The 16,620-nt window shown below is 43.1% G+C and carries 13 protein-coding genes and 1 pseudogene; 6 read left to right on the top strand and 8 right to left on the bottom strand.

Annotation, left to right across the window (positions count from 1 at the left end):
• Positions 1-279 precede the first annotated feature (279 nt).
• Together AC1DP6_RS09865 and AC1DP6_RS09860 are read left to right on the top strand one after the other, a co-directional pair.
• Positions 280-1,293, top strand: coding sequence for a fumarylacetoacetate hydrolase family protein (locus AC1DP6_RS09865; RefSeq protein ID WP_477054668.1), 1,014 nt, complete (start codon positions 280-282; stop codon positions 1,291-1,293).
• 2 nt (positions 1,294-1,295) lie between these two features.
• Positions 1,296-1,739 (top strand): annotated as a pseudogene (locus AC1DP6_RS09860) (flavin reductase family protein); the annotation flags it as partial.
• Positions 1,740-2,268: 529 nt separating this feature from the next.
• Here the strand turns inward: AC1DP6_RS09860 and AC1DP6_RS09855 are convergent.
• The 3 genes from AC1DP6_RS09855 to lysS all read right to left on the bottom strand — a co-directional run bounded on the left by AC1DP6_RS09855 (position 2,269) and on the right by lysS (position 5,630).
• Positions 2,269-3,024: a DUF4197 domain-containing protein gene (locus AC1DP6_RS09855; protein WP_477054667.1), complete on the bottom strand. Its 756-nt coding sequence runs from the start codon at positions 3,022-3,024 to the stop codon at positions 2,269-2,271.
• A gap of 39 nt (positions 3,025-3,063) precedes the next feature.
• Complete coding sequence (locus AC1DP6_RS09850; protein ID WP_477054666.1) at positions 3,064-3,897, bottom strand: universal stress protein; 834 nt, start codon at positions 3,895-3,897, stop codon at positions 3,064-3,066.
• A gap of 215 nt (positions 3,898-4,112) precedes the next feature.
• Entirely contained in the window at positions 4,113-5,630 is a 1,518-nt protein-coding gene (lysS, locus tag AC1DP6_RS09845) for a lysine--tRNA ligase (protein WP_477054665.1), read from the bottom strand.
• A gap of 294 nt (positions 5,631-5,924) precedes the next feature.
• On the opposite strand from lysS, the gene AC1DP6_RS09840 reads away from it, so the two are divergent.
• The gene (locus AC1DP6_RS09840) at positions 5,925-8,075 is read left to right on the top strand and encodes a S9 family peptidase (protein WP_477054664.1); all 2,151 of its coding nucleotides are present in this window, start codon (positions 5,925-5,927) and stop codon (positions 8,073-8,075) included.
• Between the two features lie 983 nt (positions 8,076-9,058).
• Here AC1DP6_RS09840 and AC1DP6_RS09835 read toward each other — a convergent pair.
• The 4 genes from AC1DP6_RS09835 to AC1DP6_RS09820 all read right to left on the bottom strand — a co-directional run bounded on the left by AC1DP6_RS09835 (position 9,059) and on the right by AC1DP6_RS09820 (position 12,395).
• On the bottom strand, positions 9,059-9,397 hold the full coding sequence (locus tag AC1DP6_RS09835) for a tRNA-binding protein (RefSeq protein WP_477054663.1): 339 nt from the start codon (positions 9,395-9,397) through the stop codon (positions 9,059-9,061).
• A gap of 209 nt (positions 9,398-9,606) precedes the next feature.
• Positions 9,607-10,158, bottom strand: a complete 552-nt coding sequence (gene lptC / locus AC1DP6_RS09830; RefSeq protein ID WP_477025120.1) for an LPS export ABC transporter periplasmic protein LptC — start codon at positions 10,156-10,158, stop codon at positions 9,607-9,609.
• A 135-nt stretch (positions 10,159-10,293) separates the two neighbouring features.
• The gene (gene bamG, locus AC1DP6_RS09825; protein WP_477054662.1) at positions 10,294-11,589 is read right to left on the bottom strand and encodes a BamG family beta-barrel-assembly machinery protein; all 1,296 of its coding nucleotides are present in this window, start codon (positions 11,587-11,589) and stop codon (positions 10,294-10,296) included.
• Between the two features lie 170 nt (positions 11,590-11,759).
• On the bottom strand, positions 11,760-12,395 hold the full coding sequence (locus AC1DP6_RS09820) for an LON peptidase substrate-binding domain-containing protein (RefSeq protein ID WP_441573009.1): 636 nt from the start codon (positions 12,393-12,395) through the stop codon (positions 11,760-11,762).
• Between the two features lie 172 nt (positions 12,396-12,567).
• Between AC1DP6_RS09820 and AC1DP6_RS09815 the strand changes: the two genes are divergently transcribed.
• From AC1DP6_RS09815 to AC1DP6_RS09805, 3 genes are read left to right on the top strand one after another with little or no spacing between them, the layout of a single operon-like run.
• Positions 12,568-13,614 carry a glycosyltransferase family 4 protein gene (locus tag AC1DP6_RS09815; RefSeq protein WP_477054661.1) on the top strand — a complete coding sequence of 349 codons (1,047 nt, stop codon included), beginning with the start codon at positions 12,568-12,570 and terminating at the stop codon, positions 13,612-13,614.
• Between the two features lie 46 nt (positions 13,615-13,660).
• The gene (gene meaB, locus AC1DP6_RS09810; protein ID WP_477054660.1) at positions 13,661-14,569 is read left to right on the top strand and encodes a methylmalonyl Co-A mutase-associated GTPase MeaB; all 909 of its coding nucleotides are present in this window, start codon (positions 13,661-13,663) and stop codon (positions 14,567-14,569) included.
• A gap of 3 nt (positions 14,570-14,572) precedes the next feature.
• Positions 14,573-15,238, top strand: coding sequence for a DNA alkylation repair protein (locus tag AC1DP6_RS09805; protein ID WP_477054659.1), 666 nt, complete (start codon positions 14,573-14,575; stop codon positions 15,236-15,238).
• A gap of 16 nt (positions 15,239-15,254) precedes the next feature.
• Here AC1DP6_RS09805 and AC1DP6_RS09800 read toward each other — a convergent pair whose 3' ends face one another.
• On the bottom strand, positions 15,255-16,535 hold the full coding sequence (locus AC1DP6_RS09800; RefSeq protein WP_477054658.1) for a chloride channel protein: 1,281 nt from the start codon (positions 16,533-16,535) through the stop codon (positions 15,255-15,257).
• Positions 16,536-16,620: the final 85 nt, after the last annotated feature.

The following is a 16,620-nucleotide window of genomic DNA, read 5'->3' as shown; positions in this document are numbered from 1 at the left end:
TTTTGCGGATTTATTTGTAGGAGCCCATTAACTGCTTCGGGGTAGGCGGCATCTGTGTTGTCCAGCTGTATCAGTTTTAGCATGGGATAACCGGCGAAACAGTGATTTTTAAGGTTTGTGCTTTCAAAACGGCTGGTGTGGCCAATAAGAGAAAAATAAGGCGCAACAAAGGTTTCATAGCAGGGGATTTATCTTTATAATTTATCAAAAAATAGCCAAACCATTTAAAGGCCATTCTTATATTTGGCACTTCATACAACCAGAACAATTACCAACACCATGAAACTAGTAAGCTATTTAAGAGAGGAAACAGACCAGTTAGCCATCTTGGTAGATGGGCTGTTATACAATACCCAGGAGCTGTATCCGGATCTTCCGAATAACATGGGCATGTTCCTGATGATGTGGGAAGATGTGATTGACATTGCCAAACAGGCAGATGCCTTATTGAAAGCAGGTAAAAATCCCAGCAGTGCGATGGGTATTCCGGTAGGGAGCGTACAGCTACTTTCACCGGTACCGTTTCCTACTTCCTGCAGGGATGGATATGCTTTCCGGCAACATGTGGCAGCAGCACGACGCAACCGTAAGGTGGCCATGATTCCGGAGTTTGATCAATATCCGATTTTCTACTTCACCAACCACAATGCCATTCAGGGTCCCGGCGATATTCACTGTATGCCTGATCATTTCGAGAAACTGGATTTCGAGCTGGAAGTTGCCATCGTTATCTGCAAAGCAGGACGTAATGTTACCGCGGCGGAAGCAGATGATTATATTGGCGGCTACATGATCATGAACGATATGAGCGCACGCACCCTGCAAATGGAAGAAATGTTGCTGAACCTCGGACCTGCCAAAGGCAAGGACTTCAGTACCGTTATTGGCCCCATGCTGGTGACTCCTGATGAACTGGAATCACTGAAAATACCCGCCAGGCCTGATCATACCGGCAATAATTACGATCTGAAAATGACCTGTAAAGTCAATGGTATCACCGTGAGTGAAGGCAACATGGGCGACATGGACTGGACCTTTGCCGAAATCGTAGAACGTTGCGCCTACGGCGTAAATATTCTGCCAGGCGACATTATTGGCAGTGGTACTGTAGGCACCGGCTGCTTCCTGGAACTAAACGGTACCGGCAAACTGAACGACCCGGATTATACTCAACAATGGCTGCAACCCGGCGACGTAGTGGAAATGGAAGTAACCGGCTTAGGAACGCTTTCCAACACCATTGTGAAAGAAGACAGTGACTTTTCCATACTGGCGCTCAAGAAAAAAGCATAACCATGCAGATAGATCCCTCCCAGGTAAAAACCAGTGAGCTACATGCTTATCTGCTGGGCGCCATATCGCCCCGCCCTATTTGTTTTGCCAGCACCATAGATATAGATGGCCGGCCTAATTTGTCGCCATTCAGCTTTTTTAATGTATTTGGCGCCAATCCTCCTACATTGATATTTTCGCCGGCCCGGCGGGTACGCGATAATACGGTGAAGCATACACTGGAAAATGTATACGCCACCAAAGAAGTAGTGATCAATGTAGTAAGCTATGCCATGGTACAGCAGGCTTCCCTCAGCAGCTGCGAATACCCGGCCGGTATCAGTGAATTTGAAAAAGCCGGATTTACACCACTCGCGTCTGAAAAAGTGCAACCATTCCGGGTAAAAGAGAGCCCGGTGCAAATGGAGTGTATCGTAAAACAGATCATTGAAACAGGACAAGGGGGAGGAGCCGGCAACCTGGTTATATGCGAACCGGTAATGCTACATATCAACGATAACATATTGGATGCCCAGGGCAAAATAGATCCCCATAAAATAGACCTGGTCGCCCGTATGGGGGGAGATTTCTATTGCCGTGCTTCCGGTAGTGCCGTATTTGAAGTGGCCAAACCCAATACTCAACTGGGCATTGGCGTAGATGCATTACCGTTGGCTATCCGTAACAGTCATATTCTTACAGGCAACAACCTTGGACAACTGGGGAATGTACATGAAGTACCTGTTATTGATGCTGCTTTTTATGATGACCATCTCAAAAATATTATCCAGTATTACAGCATAACGCCGGAAGAAATGGATAAAGAACTCCATCACTATGCAAAAAAGCTGCTGGACGATGGAAAGGTAGCCGCAGCATGGCAGATACTGCTTACAGCAGTTAGCCGTTAGCTTTTAGCTTTTAGAAAATGCAGCGGAAAACATATAATATAATCTCCGCTGCATTTTCTAAAAGCTAAAAGCTAATGGCTAAAAGCTACTTGGCTCCAAATACTTTCTTCAGCAGGTCCGTTGTTCTGGCAGCCGGATTAGCGCGGATAGCTAATTCTTCTTTAGCGATCTGGTCAAACAGCGCATTTACGGCCATGGTGGTCACGTAGTCCTGCAGATCCGGATTTACTTTATTGAAGGTAGTAGGTAACTTGTTATAAGATGTTACGATATCTGAATAATAACGGGTAGCACTGGTGCTGTCCAGCGTCTTTTTAATAACAGGCATGAAAGCCGTTTTCAGGGAATCGGTCGTTTTGCTTTTAAAGAAATCGGTAGCGGAAGTATTACCGCCTTTCACCAGGTTCAACGCATCTGTCAGGGTCATTTGCTTAATGGCGCTCACAAAGATAGGCGCTGCATAACCTACCGCTTTTTCTGCAGAACGGTTAATTTGCAGGATCGCTTTATCTACCTGGCTGCCCAATCCTATGGAGCGTAAGGTGTTACCAATTTTCACAGCATCCGGTGGCAACAATAATTTATACACATCACTACCAAAAAAGCCATCTGTTTTATTCAGCTTGGCAATACCTGCAGCCACACCTTTGGCCAGCGCTTCCTTGATGCCGCCACCAGCATCCGCCTCTGTTAAGCCGGCGAGTGAAGCACCGGAATTACCTGTGCTGCCGTTTTTATTGCTGGCGGATTCCAGTTGTTTGCCGAGTTTTTTCAGGAATTGTGCCTGACTTGCCTGCAGGCAAAAAAAGCCCAGCAGTACTAATAATGAACGTTTAAGCATAGTGTTATTATAAATATTAATATCTGTCAAAAATATAAATTATTCGTGTAATGTCAACAGTGGTATATGTGTTTGGTAAGCCAGTTTTGATGTGCGGCTACGCTTAAAAATGCTTTCAAATAATCCGTGTTTTTTAGGAATGGTAAGGATGATGTCCGCTTTAATTTCCTCACCAAATTCTACAATTCCTTCAATCACATCCGGGTTATCGATAAAATGATATTCCGGGTGAAAATCTTCCAGCAGGGTATCCAGCATCAAAGTTTCAAAAGGCGTATCTGTGCTGAAATGCCGGCTTTCATGGTCAATATTAATAACGTGCAATTCCGCATTAAAAATATGTAATAGCTTTTTCAGTGGTTCCACTGGTGTGGTTTCTGCCACCTTGCGGAGGTCTGCTGCAAAAACTATTTTTTCAATGGGCTTATATTTCGCATTGCCGGGGACTATCAGCACCGGATAGCTGGTATTTTTCACCACGTCAATGGTGTTGGAACCCACCAATACTTCTTCCAGTTTACTGCCGCCGGTAATGCCCATTACAATAAGGTCTGCCTCCTCATTCTTACATACTTCTTCGATGGTAGCAGCCAGCAGGGTATTGTCTGCCCGGGTTACCAGCGTGGTATCAGCAGATACCAATGCATGTAATTCCTTTTTCATCTTCTCAAGACCTTCCAGGCTGGCTTCTCTCAGATCATCCGGATTTACCATGGGTATCATGGTAGGCACATCTGGAATGGGGACAATCAGCTCATATGCATGATACAATACAATGCGGGTAGTGCCCAGGCTCCTGGCCAGAGAAAGGGCGTAAGTAGCAGCATTATACGCGGTATCAGAAAAATCAGTAGGTACTAAGATTGTTTTCATATGGGCTAATTTTAAGATACTAATAAGCACTTCTTAAAGTTAACGATGTGCGTTGGTATATGAACGCTTCATGAAAATTTAATGCCACTTTTTGTGGAGCGGAAAACGGAAGGCATAAAGCAAAAAGCTATTGTAGCGGATAATTAGAGCGAAAGGTTATCCGCTTCAATTAATTGCTACAATAGCTTTTTGCTTTATGTCTTAAGCCTTCGGCTCTATTTCTGCTGCTGTTCTGGTTTCATTTGCGGGAAGAACAATACATCCTGAATGGATGGCTGGTTCGTCATCAGCATCGTTAAGCGGTCAATACCGATACCAATACCGGAGGTTGGCGGCATACCATATTCCAGTGCGCGTAAGAAGTCGTAATCAATGTACATGGCTTCATCATCACCACGTTCCATCAGTTGTACCTGTTCTTCAAAACGTTCGCGCTGGTCAATTGGATCGTTCAGCTCACTGTAGGCGTTGGCAATTTCTTTACCATTTACCATCAGTTCAAAACGTTCTACCAGACCGGCTTTGCTGCGATGTTTTTTCGTCAGCGGGCTCATTTCTACCGGGTAGTCCGTGATGAAAGTTGGCTGGATGTAGTTGCCTTCACATTTTTCGCCGAAAATTTCATCGATCAGTTTAGCCTTACCAAATTTAGGATCTACATGCAAACCTAATTGTTTGCATACCTCGCGGAGCTGTGCTTCGTCCATCGTGGAAATATCGATACCAGTATGTCCCAGTATGGCTTCATACATGGATACACGGCGGAACGGTGCTTTGAAGTCGATGGTTTTATCACCCACCTGTACAGCGGTAGTACCGTGTAAGGTAATGGCAATCTTTTCCAGCAGGGATTCTGTGGTACGCATCATCCACTCGTAATCTTTATAGGCGGCGTACATTTCCATTACGGTAAATTCCGGGTTATGGGTACGGTCCATTCCTTCATTACGGAAATCTTTTGCGAACTCGTATACACCTTCAAAACCACCTACGATCAGGCGTTTCAGGTATAACTCGTTGGCTATACGGAGATAGAGCGGCATATCCAGTGCATTGTGATGCGTAGTAAACGGACGTGCGGTAGCTCCACCTGGAATTGGCTGCAGTATAGGCGTTTCTACTTCCAGGTAACCCAGGTTATTGTAGAAATCGCGGATGGTTTGCATAATTTTGGTGCGTTTGATAAACACCTCTTTCACTTCCGGGTTAATCACCAGGTCTACATAACGTTGACGGTATTTAAATTCCGGATCGGTTACCTCATCAAACACTTCCCCTTCCCTCTCTTTTACGATGGGCATAGGGCGCAAGGATTTGGCTAGAATAGTAATTTCCTTGGCGTGAATAGAGGTTTCGCCGGTTTTGGTAATAAAGGCATATCCCTTTACTCCTATAAAGTCGCTGATATCTAGCAGTTTTTTAAATACAACATCATACAGCGTTTTGTCTTCACCAGGGCAGATATCATCCCGGCGGATATATATCTGGATACGACCTATGCTGTCCTGGATAGAGACAAATGCAGCCTTACCCATGTCGCGTACCATCATAACGCGGCCTGCCAGGCATACAGCCTGGAATTGTTCTTTTGTTTCTTCCGAATACTTGGATTTTATATTTACGGAAGTATCATTAACCGGGTACTCCGCTGCTGGGTAGGGGTCTATGCCTAAATTATGCAGCTCCTGTAATTTTTCCCGGCGTATAATCTCTTGCTCAGATAATTGTGTCATGTAGTAAGTTGTAATTGCCTGTTGGAGTGCAAAAATAGTAAAAAGGGCTGTAAGACTACAGCCCTCTTATTTTTTGACCATATCCTATGAAAACCATTTTAAAGGTAACCGCTTCCACTGCTATTTTCAGCCCCAATTACCAGGCGCGGGGAAATCTTTCATAACTGGTGGAATTTGGGCAATGGGCGGTTTTGGCGAGGTGCCCGTTTGTGTAATTTGTTGGGGGTATTTTTTAGTTATGCTTATTTTCGCCCGCTAACGATAAGAAAAAAACCACCTGATACTTTACAAATTATGAGAAGCGAACAATGGTTAAAACCAATCACTATCAGTAGTGTAGCCTTATTGCTGCTGACAACCCCCTGTTTGCAGGCGCAACAAAAGCAGGATCTTACTTTTGAACAGGCTTTTAAAGGCAAAGCAACTAATATCACCAAGCCCCTGCCAGCTATCCGCGAGTGGGCAGATGGAGAACATTACCTGGAAATGCGCCCCGATGCTGCCAATGGCCGTATGCAGGCGTGGAAAGTAGATGCCCGCACCGGCAATGCCACTATTTACACCGCTCCGGTAGATGGTCCCAGTGTAGAAGTACGTGAAAAGGATGTGTTTTATAAGGCTGCAGATGGTAGCAGCGTACGTTTGACCAATGACGCAGCAGAAGAAAAAAATCCAACGCTTTCCCCTGATGGAAAATATGTGGCTTTTACCCGTAACAACGACTTATACAGCGTTGAAGTAGCCTCCAAAAAGGAAACCCGCTATACCAATGACGGATCAGACGTGATCTATAATGGTTGGGCATCCTGGGTATATTATGAAGAAATCCTTGGCCGGGCTACTCATTACCGCGCCTTCTGGTGGAGCCCCGACAGTCGCAAAATTGCTTACATGCACTTTAACGATACTAAAGTACCTGTATTCCCTATCTATAGCGAGAAAGGCCAGCATGGCTACCTCGAAAATACACGCTATCCCAAAGCCGGCGATCCTAACCCTGCTGTGAAAGTTGGTGTGGTACCCGTTTCCGGCGGCACTACTGTTTGGGCCGACTTCAACGAAAATGATGATCAGTATTTTGGTACGCCCTTCTGGACAGATGACAGTCAGCAGTTGTGGATGCAGTGGATGAACCGCGGTCAGGACAACCTGAAAATATACAGCATCAACCCGCAAAGCGGCGCCAAAAAAGAAGTCTACGATGAAAAGCAGAAAACCTGGATCGACTGGTTCGATGCCGTTCCTTTTGTACAAAACAACCAGGGCTTCCTGCTGTTAAGTGATAAAACAGGCTGGGCGCACCTATACCTGTATAATATGGATGGAACGCTGAAAAAGCAATTGACATCCGGCAACTGGACAGTAAAAGACGTACTGCAGATAGATGATAAAAACCAACTGGTTTACTTCCTTGCCCGCAAAGAAGTCTCTACCCGCATTGACCTTTACAAGGTGAGCATGAAAACCGGTGTGATTACCCGTCTTACCAAAGGCGACTACAGCAATGTGATCAAAATAGCACCAGGCGGTAAATATTTCATTACTACCTATTCTAACCTGCAAACACCCGCGAAAATGGCGCTGGTAGACAATAACGGGAAAGTAGTGCGTGAGCTGGGTGATAGTAAAGGTGAAAAATTTGACAGCTACAACCTCGCCAAAACGGAGCTGAAAACGTATACAACCCGCGATGGTCTTACTTTACCGCTTACGATCACGATGCCGCTGCATATGGAACCGGGTAAAAAGTATCCGATCCTCATCAGTATTTATGGTGGTCCTAATGCCGGAACCGTATACGATAGCTGGAAATTCACCAACACCCAACAATGGTGGGCACAGGAAGGTGTAATACAGGTAGCCATAGACAATCGCAGCAGCGGACAGCTGGGTAAAATGGGGATGAACTACATTCACCGGCAGATGGGTAAGCATGAAATTGAGGATTATATGGATGCCGCTATGTGGCTGCGGGCACAACCCTGGGCTGATAGCAGCAAAATATGTATGACCGGTGGCAGTTTTGGTGGATACATGACCTGTATGGCACTTACTTACGGTGCAGATGTATTTACGCATGGTATGGCCAACTACGCCGTAACTGACTGGCAATTATACGATAGTCACTACACAGAGCGCTACATGGATACACCGGCCGAAAACCCGGATGGCTATAAAGCTACGTCTGTAATGACTTATGCCGATAAATACAAAGGGCTGATCCGCATTGTGCATGGTACCATGGATGATAACGTACACATGCAAAACTGCATTCAGCTGATCGACAAACTGGAAAATCTGAATAAGCATTTCGAATTTATGCTGTATCCCGGTGAGCGTCACGGTTGGGGTGGCTTAAAGAGTGTTCATTCCTCCGGGGAGTCTTACCGGTTTATTTATAATTATTTGTTGGATAAAACTTACCCGGCACAATTCCAGTTGTAATGGACGACAGTGTCTAAAGAATGGCCTGGTATACGATGTATACCAGGCCATTCTTTTTGGTATTACAGGACGTGACCCGAGGTCTAGTGTCTGTATAGCTATTTCAGGACGAGACATAGTGCGGTGAAAGAGTAGTAGGAGTGTAGTAAAAGAGTAATGTAACAGTAGTAAGAGAGCAATGGAACAGTAATAGAAGTATAGTGGGAATGTAATAGATAGACGAGTCCTAAGTACCGGAGAAGCTATCGAGAGGTAGGAGAGAAGTAGCAACGGTATTCCGGCCACTGTTAGCAAACCAGTATTTGATCATTGCTGGCATCTCTCACTCCCTGTTACAGGACAAAGGAACCTTATGGCATATCACCTTATGGTAAAGCCTGGTAAATGAAATTGAAAATTAAAGGGAGTAAAAGATAGGAAATGAGAGGTGTAGAAAAAAAAACAGGGCTGCAAGACTACAGCCCCGAAAAATTTTAACCATATCTTTATTGAAAAACCTATACCAAAGGTGGCCGAATTTTATGATACTGCAGTGTCCATTCTAGTGAACGATATATTTTATCCAGTAAACGTATGAAAAGAGAAGGTGAACGTATGGGGCCTAAAAACGCTTCATGATAATTTAATATACGGAGTAGTAAGGCTAACGTATTGGTTATCAAACTATATAGATGTTTAAACAGCTATTTGCTCATTTAGCACGGTCATCTGAAGAAAAAAGTAAAAAAAAGGGTGGTAAGAATACCGCCCTTGTAATAATTTTAACCATATCCTATGAAAAACCTAGAACAAAGATATACTGTCGAATTTAGTCTTAGGTTTCATTTCCGTGAACGATGTATTATTGTTCGTAAACTGATGATAATGGTTAATGTGTTATTATATTATTTTAATAATAATATTATTAAAAAATAAAATTAGATTAAATAAAAATTCATTTAACATTGATAATCAATAATAAAAAAGAAAACTCTATTTATTACCTACGCCACACGCTGCCCATTGCTCACCTGCTTGTTCGGTTGAAGTAACACAACCTCCTTATTATCGCCTACTACACCCAGTACCAGGCATTCAGACATAAAGTTGGCAATTTGCTTTGGCGGGAAATTAACCACCGCTACAATTTGTTTTCCGATGAGTTCTTCTTTACTATATAAGGTGGTGATTTGTGCCGAAGACTTTTTAATACCCAGTTCCGGTCCAAAATCTATAACAAGCTGGTAAGAAGGATTACGGGCTTTAGGAAAGTCATTCGCCTCCAGTATGGTGCCTGCTCTTATTTCTATTTTTTCAAAATCCGGCCAATTGATAGTTTCCATTTCTACTGATTTGTTTAGCGAAATATAGCAAATAATGAGAAAACAGGCGGATAGTTACCATGTACTTATTTTACACTATACACATTATAACAAACTGGCATAATTATTGGAATTGCTAACCCAAATTTTAGGTTAAAAAATAGGTTAAAGCGAAAGAACCCCACCTGCAGAGGTGGGGTTCTTTCGTGTATATATATCCGTTAGTTAGATCAGTTTAATGTAGCAGTRCTGTCCTGCACGGTAATAGGCCCGCTCACTTTCAGGATTTTCTTTACACTGAAATCCTCGTTGGCCTCCAGTCCCCATCCATGGAGGGAATCAGTGGGTGTTTTTATAAAAACTTCCTGTGTAGAGTAGAAGATCTTGCGTTTAGGATCCCAGTTCAATTCCTTGGTATCCAGTCTTTCTCCTTTCTTATTAATTACCACTACGCTATCTGATAAATATACGTAGCCTTCTTCTTCGAGGTACTTACCTTTCTTCGCAGAAAGGGTGCTTTCCAACCCCAGGGTATCGTTATACATAAATACCCTCAGTCCACTATTGAAAGCTACATAAGACGGCCTATCCAGGCTACGTTCCATAGCAGGTGCCAGCAATTTTGCATTTACCTTGCCACCCTGACTAAAAATAGTGATGATGTCAACCCCATTTTCGGTAGCCGCTTTTTTGGAATCAAATTCCATCACCGTCTGTATATCATTTTCACAGCTACTAACGGCAATGGCTATAATAAAAAATAAGATAGTTCTTTTAATCATTTGGAGAAATAATGGGCCAAAGATAGCTATTAGCTGTTAGCTTTTAGCTATTAGTAAAATGCAGCGGAGATATAAGCGTAGTTAATATTAAAACTGCTTATATCTCCGCTGCATTTTATTTATAGCTATGTGCTTTTATTCGTATTTACGTTTTATAAACCACTTATCGCTCAGGGTGAAGCCCAGTGATATGCGGTAGATATTTTCCTTTAATACTGTTTGATTATTACCGCGACGTGCTAATTCAAACGCCAGATTGATCATGCTGTATTGGTTGGAGTAAGGTAAACGGCGTACCGGTAAACCCGCACCAACGGTAAAACCTGTTGTAGGCATAGTTACGCCATTCAGTTTCAGGTAGTCATTTCCGTAGTAAGCACCTAAACGGTAAGCCACTCTGTTCCAGTATCCGCTGAGTGCCATGGCGTTAGGAACATACTGTCCGCCGATGGAAAGTTTCCAGGCATTTTGCAGGGAATCTTTCGCGCCAAAGTTGGAGTAGTTCTGCCACTGGGTAGTGTTGAAGTCCATACCGATCATCCATTTATCGAATTTGCGGAGCATGATACCTACTGCAAATTCTTCCGGATAAACAACGGTTCCTCTTTCTCCTTTCACATACTTAGCAGTATCCTGGGAAGAATAATTGCCTGAATTGCCGTCAAACTGCAGTGTTTCGCTCAAAGTTTCCTGGCGGGCGTGCATATTCTGTTTCAGGCTACCGGAAGCACCAAAGGTCAGGTCCATTTCTTTAGCCACTTTAGCTCTGTACTGTACACCTAACTTATAGAAAAAGCTGCTGTAGCTGGTACGGAACATTTTATGGGAAGGATAAATACTGGCATCTGGAAAAATCAAACGGGTATTATTCTCGATGTTACCAAAAAGGTAGCCCAGGTTTACCCCAACGCTAAAATTACCAAAACGTACACCTGTACCGGCATACATTTGATAAAGACCGCCACTGCCTTCATACTTGTTGGTCAGCGGGTACCTCAGGGTGTCGAAAAAGGTGCCGTTAAATCCTTGCTGGATATTATAAGAAACCCTGGTTACCGGGCGTAAGCCCAGGTTCAGGCCCCATTTATTCTTAATAATGGGTATTCCCAGCTGTAAATAGGAGAGGGTACCGAAACCGGAACTGAATTTATTCCCCTGATCGGTAATCGATCTGCCTCCACCTTCAATACCAACATCGAAAGTTGTCAGCAACAAGCTGGAATAACTGGCCGGATTGATAAAGTTTACTGACTGCGGATCACTATAAGCCTGAGAAACACCTCCCATACCACGATTCACCGTGTTCTGGTTGTTATTCAGATCTCCTAATCCGTAGCGGGAATATGGTGAGTTGTCCTGTGCGATAGCCTTATTTGCCAACAGGAAGAAGCTTCCCAACAGGCAAAGAATACTGACTTTTGTCCAATGCATTTAGTTACAGAATTGAGTTTAAGCCCTTATTCCAGTGAAAATATGGGTCTGCAAATATCTACTTTTTAAGGCGGGAAGCAAAAAAAACAAAAAGCCGACCTGTTAAATGCACGTTAAAGTTCCCGGAAAAGGGGCATAGAACATAAGCCTGACAAGCATCTCCATAATAATTATAAATTATCAGCAGATAAGTTCCGGAAATGGCCATTCAGCATTACACGCTCCTTCAGTCGCTCCATTTCTGCCATCATGGGAATTACTTTGTGTAAATGGCGTTTCAGGTATTCCAGCCGCTGTGCCTCGTAAAAAAGGTGCAGCAGCTCATATTCCTCCTCCAGCGATAATCCGGCATGATGCGCCAAATCGTATGACAGCAGCTGATCGTCTTCTTTTTTAAACGTTTTATGGATCTGGAGGATGGAATGCAGTTCACGAACCCCGTGCAGCACCTCCTGTAATAACCTCGCATGGTTGCCCTCGTTATTTTCCGGGTAGTTGACAATGGCGCCGGCGTATAATTTATCCGGAATCTCCGCGACATGCTCCAGGATCCGAAAAACGCTGTCACCAGTGGTCACAAGATCCATTTCCCCGGTCTCATATATTTTTTCTACCTTTTTTATTTGTACCAGTGTTCCATATTCCATTATTTTTTTATTTATTACAACTGGAATTCCAAAAGGCTTATGTTCAGCGATACAGGCAGCCACTAATTGTTTGTACCGGGGCTCAAAAACATGTAAGTTTAATTGCTCTCCCGGATACACTACAATTCCAAGCGGAAATATGGAAATAAAATTGGTCATTAGTAGTAATTATACACAATTGGACTGACAACCAATATACGTCAGGAAGATAATTTATCCGGCAAAGGATAAAAGATAATTATCTTTTTTTCGTAAAAAGTTGTAATATCTTCGCTTAAGCATTTAGTTATATATAAATATATACCTGACAATTATTCAAACCGATTAGTATATGCCAAGATTTGTGATAGACTGTGAGAGATTGAAATATCCGAATAACGGTCTATATACTTATTGCAGCGAACTTGGCCAATCTTTGATCAAGCAGGTAGCTCCTCCGGAGGAGCTTTACTTCTATTTGCCTTCTTATAAGCAAACAATTTTTTCAGAAGAACCTCATTATAATCAAAAGGCGTGGCATAAACTATGGATGCCCTATTCAAAAGACATCCAGGTATGGCATACCACTTATCAGTTATCAGATTATTCGCCGGAATCTCCCAGTATCAAACGCGTATTAACGATTCACGATCTTAATTTTTTATATAAGCCAAATTATAAACATAGGATATCGGGACAACTGGCCAAGGTACAACGGATGATTAATAAGGCAGATCATCTTATTGCTATATCAAATTATGTAAAACAAGATGTACTTCAGCATCTTGACATAGGAAATACCCCATTAAGCGTGATATACAACGGGTGTGATGTAAAGTCATTCCCCTCTTTCGACAATCCGCTTTATCGCCCCAGCCGGCCATTTTTGTTTACGATAGGCACCATACTGCCAAAGAAGAACTTTCATGTAATCCCTTGCTTACTCAAGGACAACAATTATGAACTGATCATTGCCGGGAACGCGAACACGACCTATCAGAAACAAATATTACAGGAAGCGGCCGCTTATGGTGTACAGGACCGTGTTAAAATTCTTGGCCCAATAGACGAAGAGAGCAAATACTGGTATTTCAGTAACTGCGCAGCATTTGTATTTCCTTCGATTGCTGAAGGCTTTGGTATCCCGGTAATAGAAGCCATGCATCATGGTAAACCAGTTTTCCTCTCTAATAAAACGAGCTTGCCTGAAATAGGTGGCGACTTGGCCTATTACTTCGAAAATTTTGATCCTGCCTATATGCAGGACATTTTCGCCAAAGGCATGGCGCATTACGCAGTCACACAACCCATGGACGCTATAAAAAAACATGCGGACAGTTTTAGCTGGGAAGAAATCGGAGAACAATACCTGAATATTTACCGTTCCTTGCTCGCGTAACAGGTATACCACTTATTTTTGTTGTTTAACGTTTGTAAACAGTAAAATGTATCAGCAGTATTTACCCGGACTTTTAAGCGGAGATATAAAATCACTTGCCCGTTGCATTTCCTTGGTTGAAAATGAGGCAGCAGGCTATGAACAGCTGCTGGAGCAACTTCCAGCCAGCAATCATACTATAGTGGTAGGCATTACCGGACCTCCGGGCGCAGGAAAAAGTACACTGGTCAACGCACTGATTACCGAATTACTGGAGCAACAGAAAAGTGTAGCCATTATTGCTGTAGATCCTTCTTCTCCTTTCAACTTCGGCGCCCTCCTTGGCGACCGGATCAGAATGAGCCAGCATTTTAATCATCCACATGTATTTATCCGTTCCATGGCCAGCAGAGGCGCCTTAGGCGGATTAAGTCCAAAAATTATAGAAGTCAGTGACCTCATTAAAGCTGCCCGGTTTGACTACCTGTTTATTGAAACAGTAGGAGTAGGGCAAAGTGAAGTGGAAGTAGCAGGTGTGGCAGACACCACAATAGTAGTAGTGGTACCGGAAGCCGGTGATGAAATCCAAACCATGAAAGCAGGCCTAATGGAGATTGCGGATATTTTTATTGTGAATAAAGCCGACCGATCCAACGCAGATATTTTTGTAAAAAATCTGCGATTGCTGGCCCAAAGCAAACATCATGGCGACTGGGAAATTCCTGTTATCAAATCGGTAGCGACCAAACAGGAAGGCATACACGAAATTATAAGCGCTATTACGCTGCATCACAAAGCGATCTCTCATCAACAACAAAAGCATATTCTGTTGCTGGCAGAAAAAGCGTATCAGCTGATTCAGCACCGGCGAATGAAAGATGTGGTTAAACAAGAACTGCAGCAGGAAATAAAAGCGCTCATAGCAGAGAAAACGTTTAATCTTTATCGTTATATCAGCACTAAAAGCCAGGCATAATACATGCAATACCTCACCCTGCTTATCAATGCTTATACTCCTGCAGCCAATCCGGCGAATGCATTGGCCATGAAACGATACATGCGCGATCAGTTTGAATATTTTGGTATTAAAACGCCCAACCGCCGCCTTATTAACAAAGCGCTGAAAACAGCATATGGCTTGCCCAAGGCAGCAGAAATGCCTGCACTGATAAAAGCATTATGGGAAAAACCGGAAAGAGAATATCAATATGCCGCCATTGACCTCATGCAGCAATTACACAAAGAGTGGACTTTAGATGATATACATCTCATTGAATACATGATCACACACAAATCATGGTGGGATAGTGTAGATGGCGTGGTATCCTGTTTAGCGGGTCCATGGCTTAAAAAATTTGCGACCGCTCAACCGGCGGTCACCAACAAGTGGAGCAATAGCGATCATATGTGGTTGCAACGGGCAGCTATTATCTTTCAGAATGCTTATAAACAGCATACAAACGAACAACTTCTATATAAGTATATCCTGCAGCACGCACACTCCAAAGAATTTTTTATTCAGAAAGCCATTGGCTGGGCATTACGGGAGTATTCCAAAACGTATCCTGATAATGTACGTACGTTTGTTAACAGTCACACCCTGGCGCCACTAAGTAGGAGAGAGGCGCTCAAAAGAATCGGTTAGATTATTTTCGCCAGCCTTACCACATCTGTTTTACTTCATCCGGCATATTAATGCGCTTTTTTTTGCTATATGAAGTGAGTAACGATATGCAAAATGCAATACTGCAAGCGCCCAAAACAGGTAATGCGGTATTCACATCATGCGTTAACTCAAAAGAAAGAATAACAGCCGTAAATATGGCCCTGGAAGTAGCTGTCAGCATAGCTCCCATACCTGCCAGTACCAACGTACCGGAATGTATTACAACAGCCGGAAAGACTAATTGTATGATTACGCCTATCAGTAAACCTGCCGCTCCACCAGTTATCAATACTGGTGTAATGCCACTGCCCGTTTTATAAGCGCCTGAGAAAAAAAGCCATGCTACTAATTTCAATATTGCCAATGCAAAGAGGATATACAAAGTAACATGAGCCTGCAACAAATCATTTACATAATGATTGCCAGTTCCCAGTACCCTGGGAGAGATATAACCCGCAATACCTACTATTAAAGCAGCGAAAAGTAAATACCATCTATTGAGCTTAGTTAGCTTTCCAAACATTTTTTCTATCAGCATCGATAGTTTTGCACTCATGCTGCCCCACAAGCCAATGATGAGTCCCACTGCTATGTACGCTAATAAAGCCTGTATGTTTACAACCGGTGCGGTTGGTATATTAAACACAGGCGTTGTACCACGCTGCAGATAACTACCTGCACCTGCCGTTATTGCTGCCAGTATTACCGGGATCATGGTGTTAAACGTAATAGCCGAAAGAAACACTTCCATTGCCAGGAATATGGCTGCTATTGGTGCTCCGAAGAGGCTGCCTAATGTACTGCATGTACCTGCTACAAAAAGTATATAGCATTCTTCCGGTGTGCATGCGAATAATTTGCCCACCCAGTTACCCAGTGCACCATTAAAAATCATAGCGGGAGTTTCTGCTCCAAGAGGAGCCCCGGCACCAATCGCCACCGTAAGCCCGATTGCTTTAAGAAAAGAAGAACGATACCTGCTCAGCCATGTCAGTAATACAGCGCCTGCTATTGGAATAAATATGATCCAAAATCCCAGCTCATCATTTTCTGCACCGCTGCTATCCTTTTTTATATCTCCAAAATACACCAATGCTGTGAGCCACTGTATTGTTATACTGATCAGTTTACCTGCAATGGTACCGGCAGCGGCCACCAGTATTGCGGCAAAAGAAAGATACATGGATCTGGAAAAAGTCTTTACCCTTGAGGATTCGAGGTCATCAGTGAGTTTTGGTATTATCCGGAAACCGTTTTTAGTGATATCGTATAACATGATGTAGCGTGGTTATAATCAATACCATCAAAGCTATAGTGTTCATCTTACAATCACAAATAAAATTATATTAATATATCAACGT

The sequence above is a fragment of the Chitinophaga sp. 01L420 genome, assembly GCF_056399985.1.
Note: the sequence above shows the minus strand (reverse complement) of the source record. Positions and strands in the feature narration are given on the sequence as shown.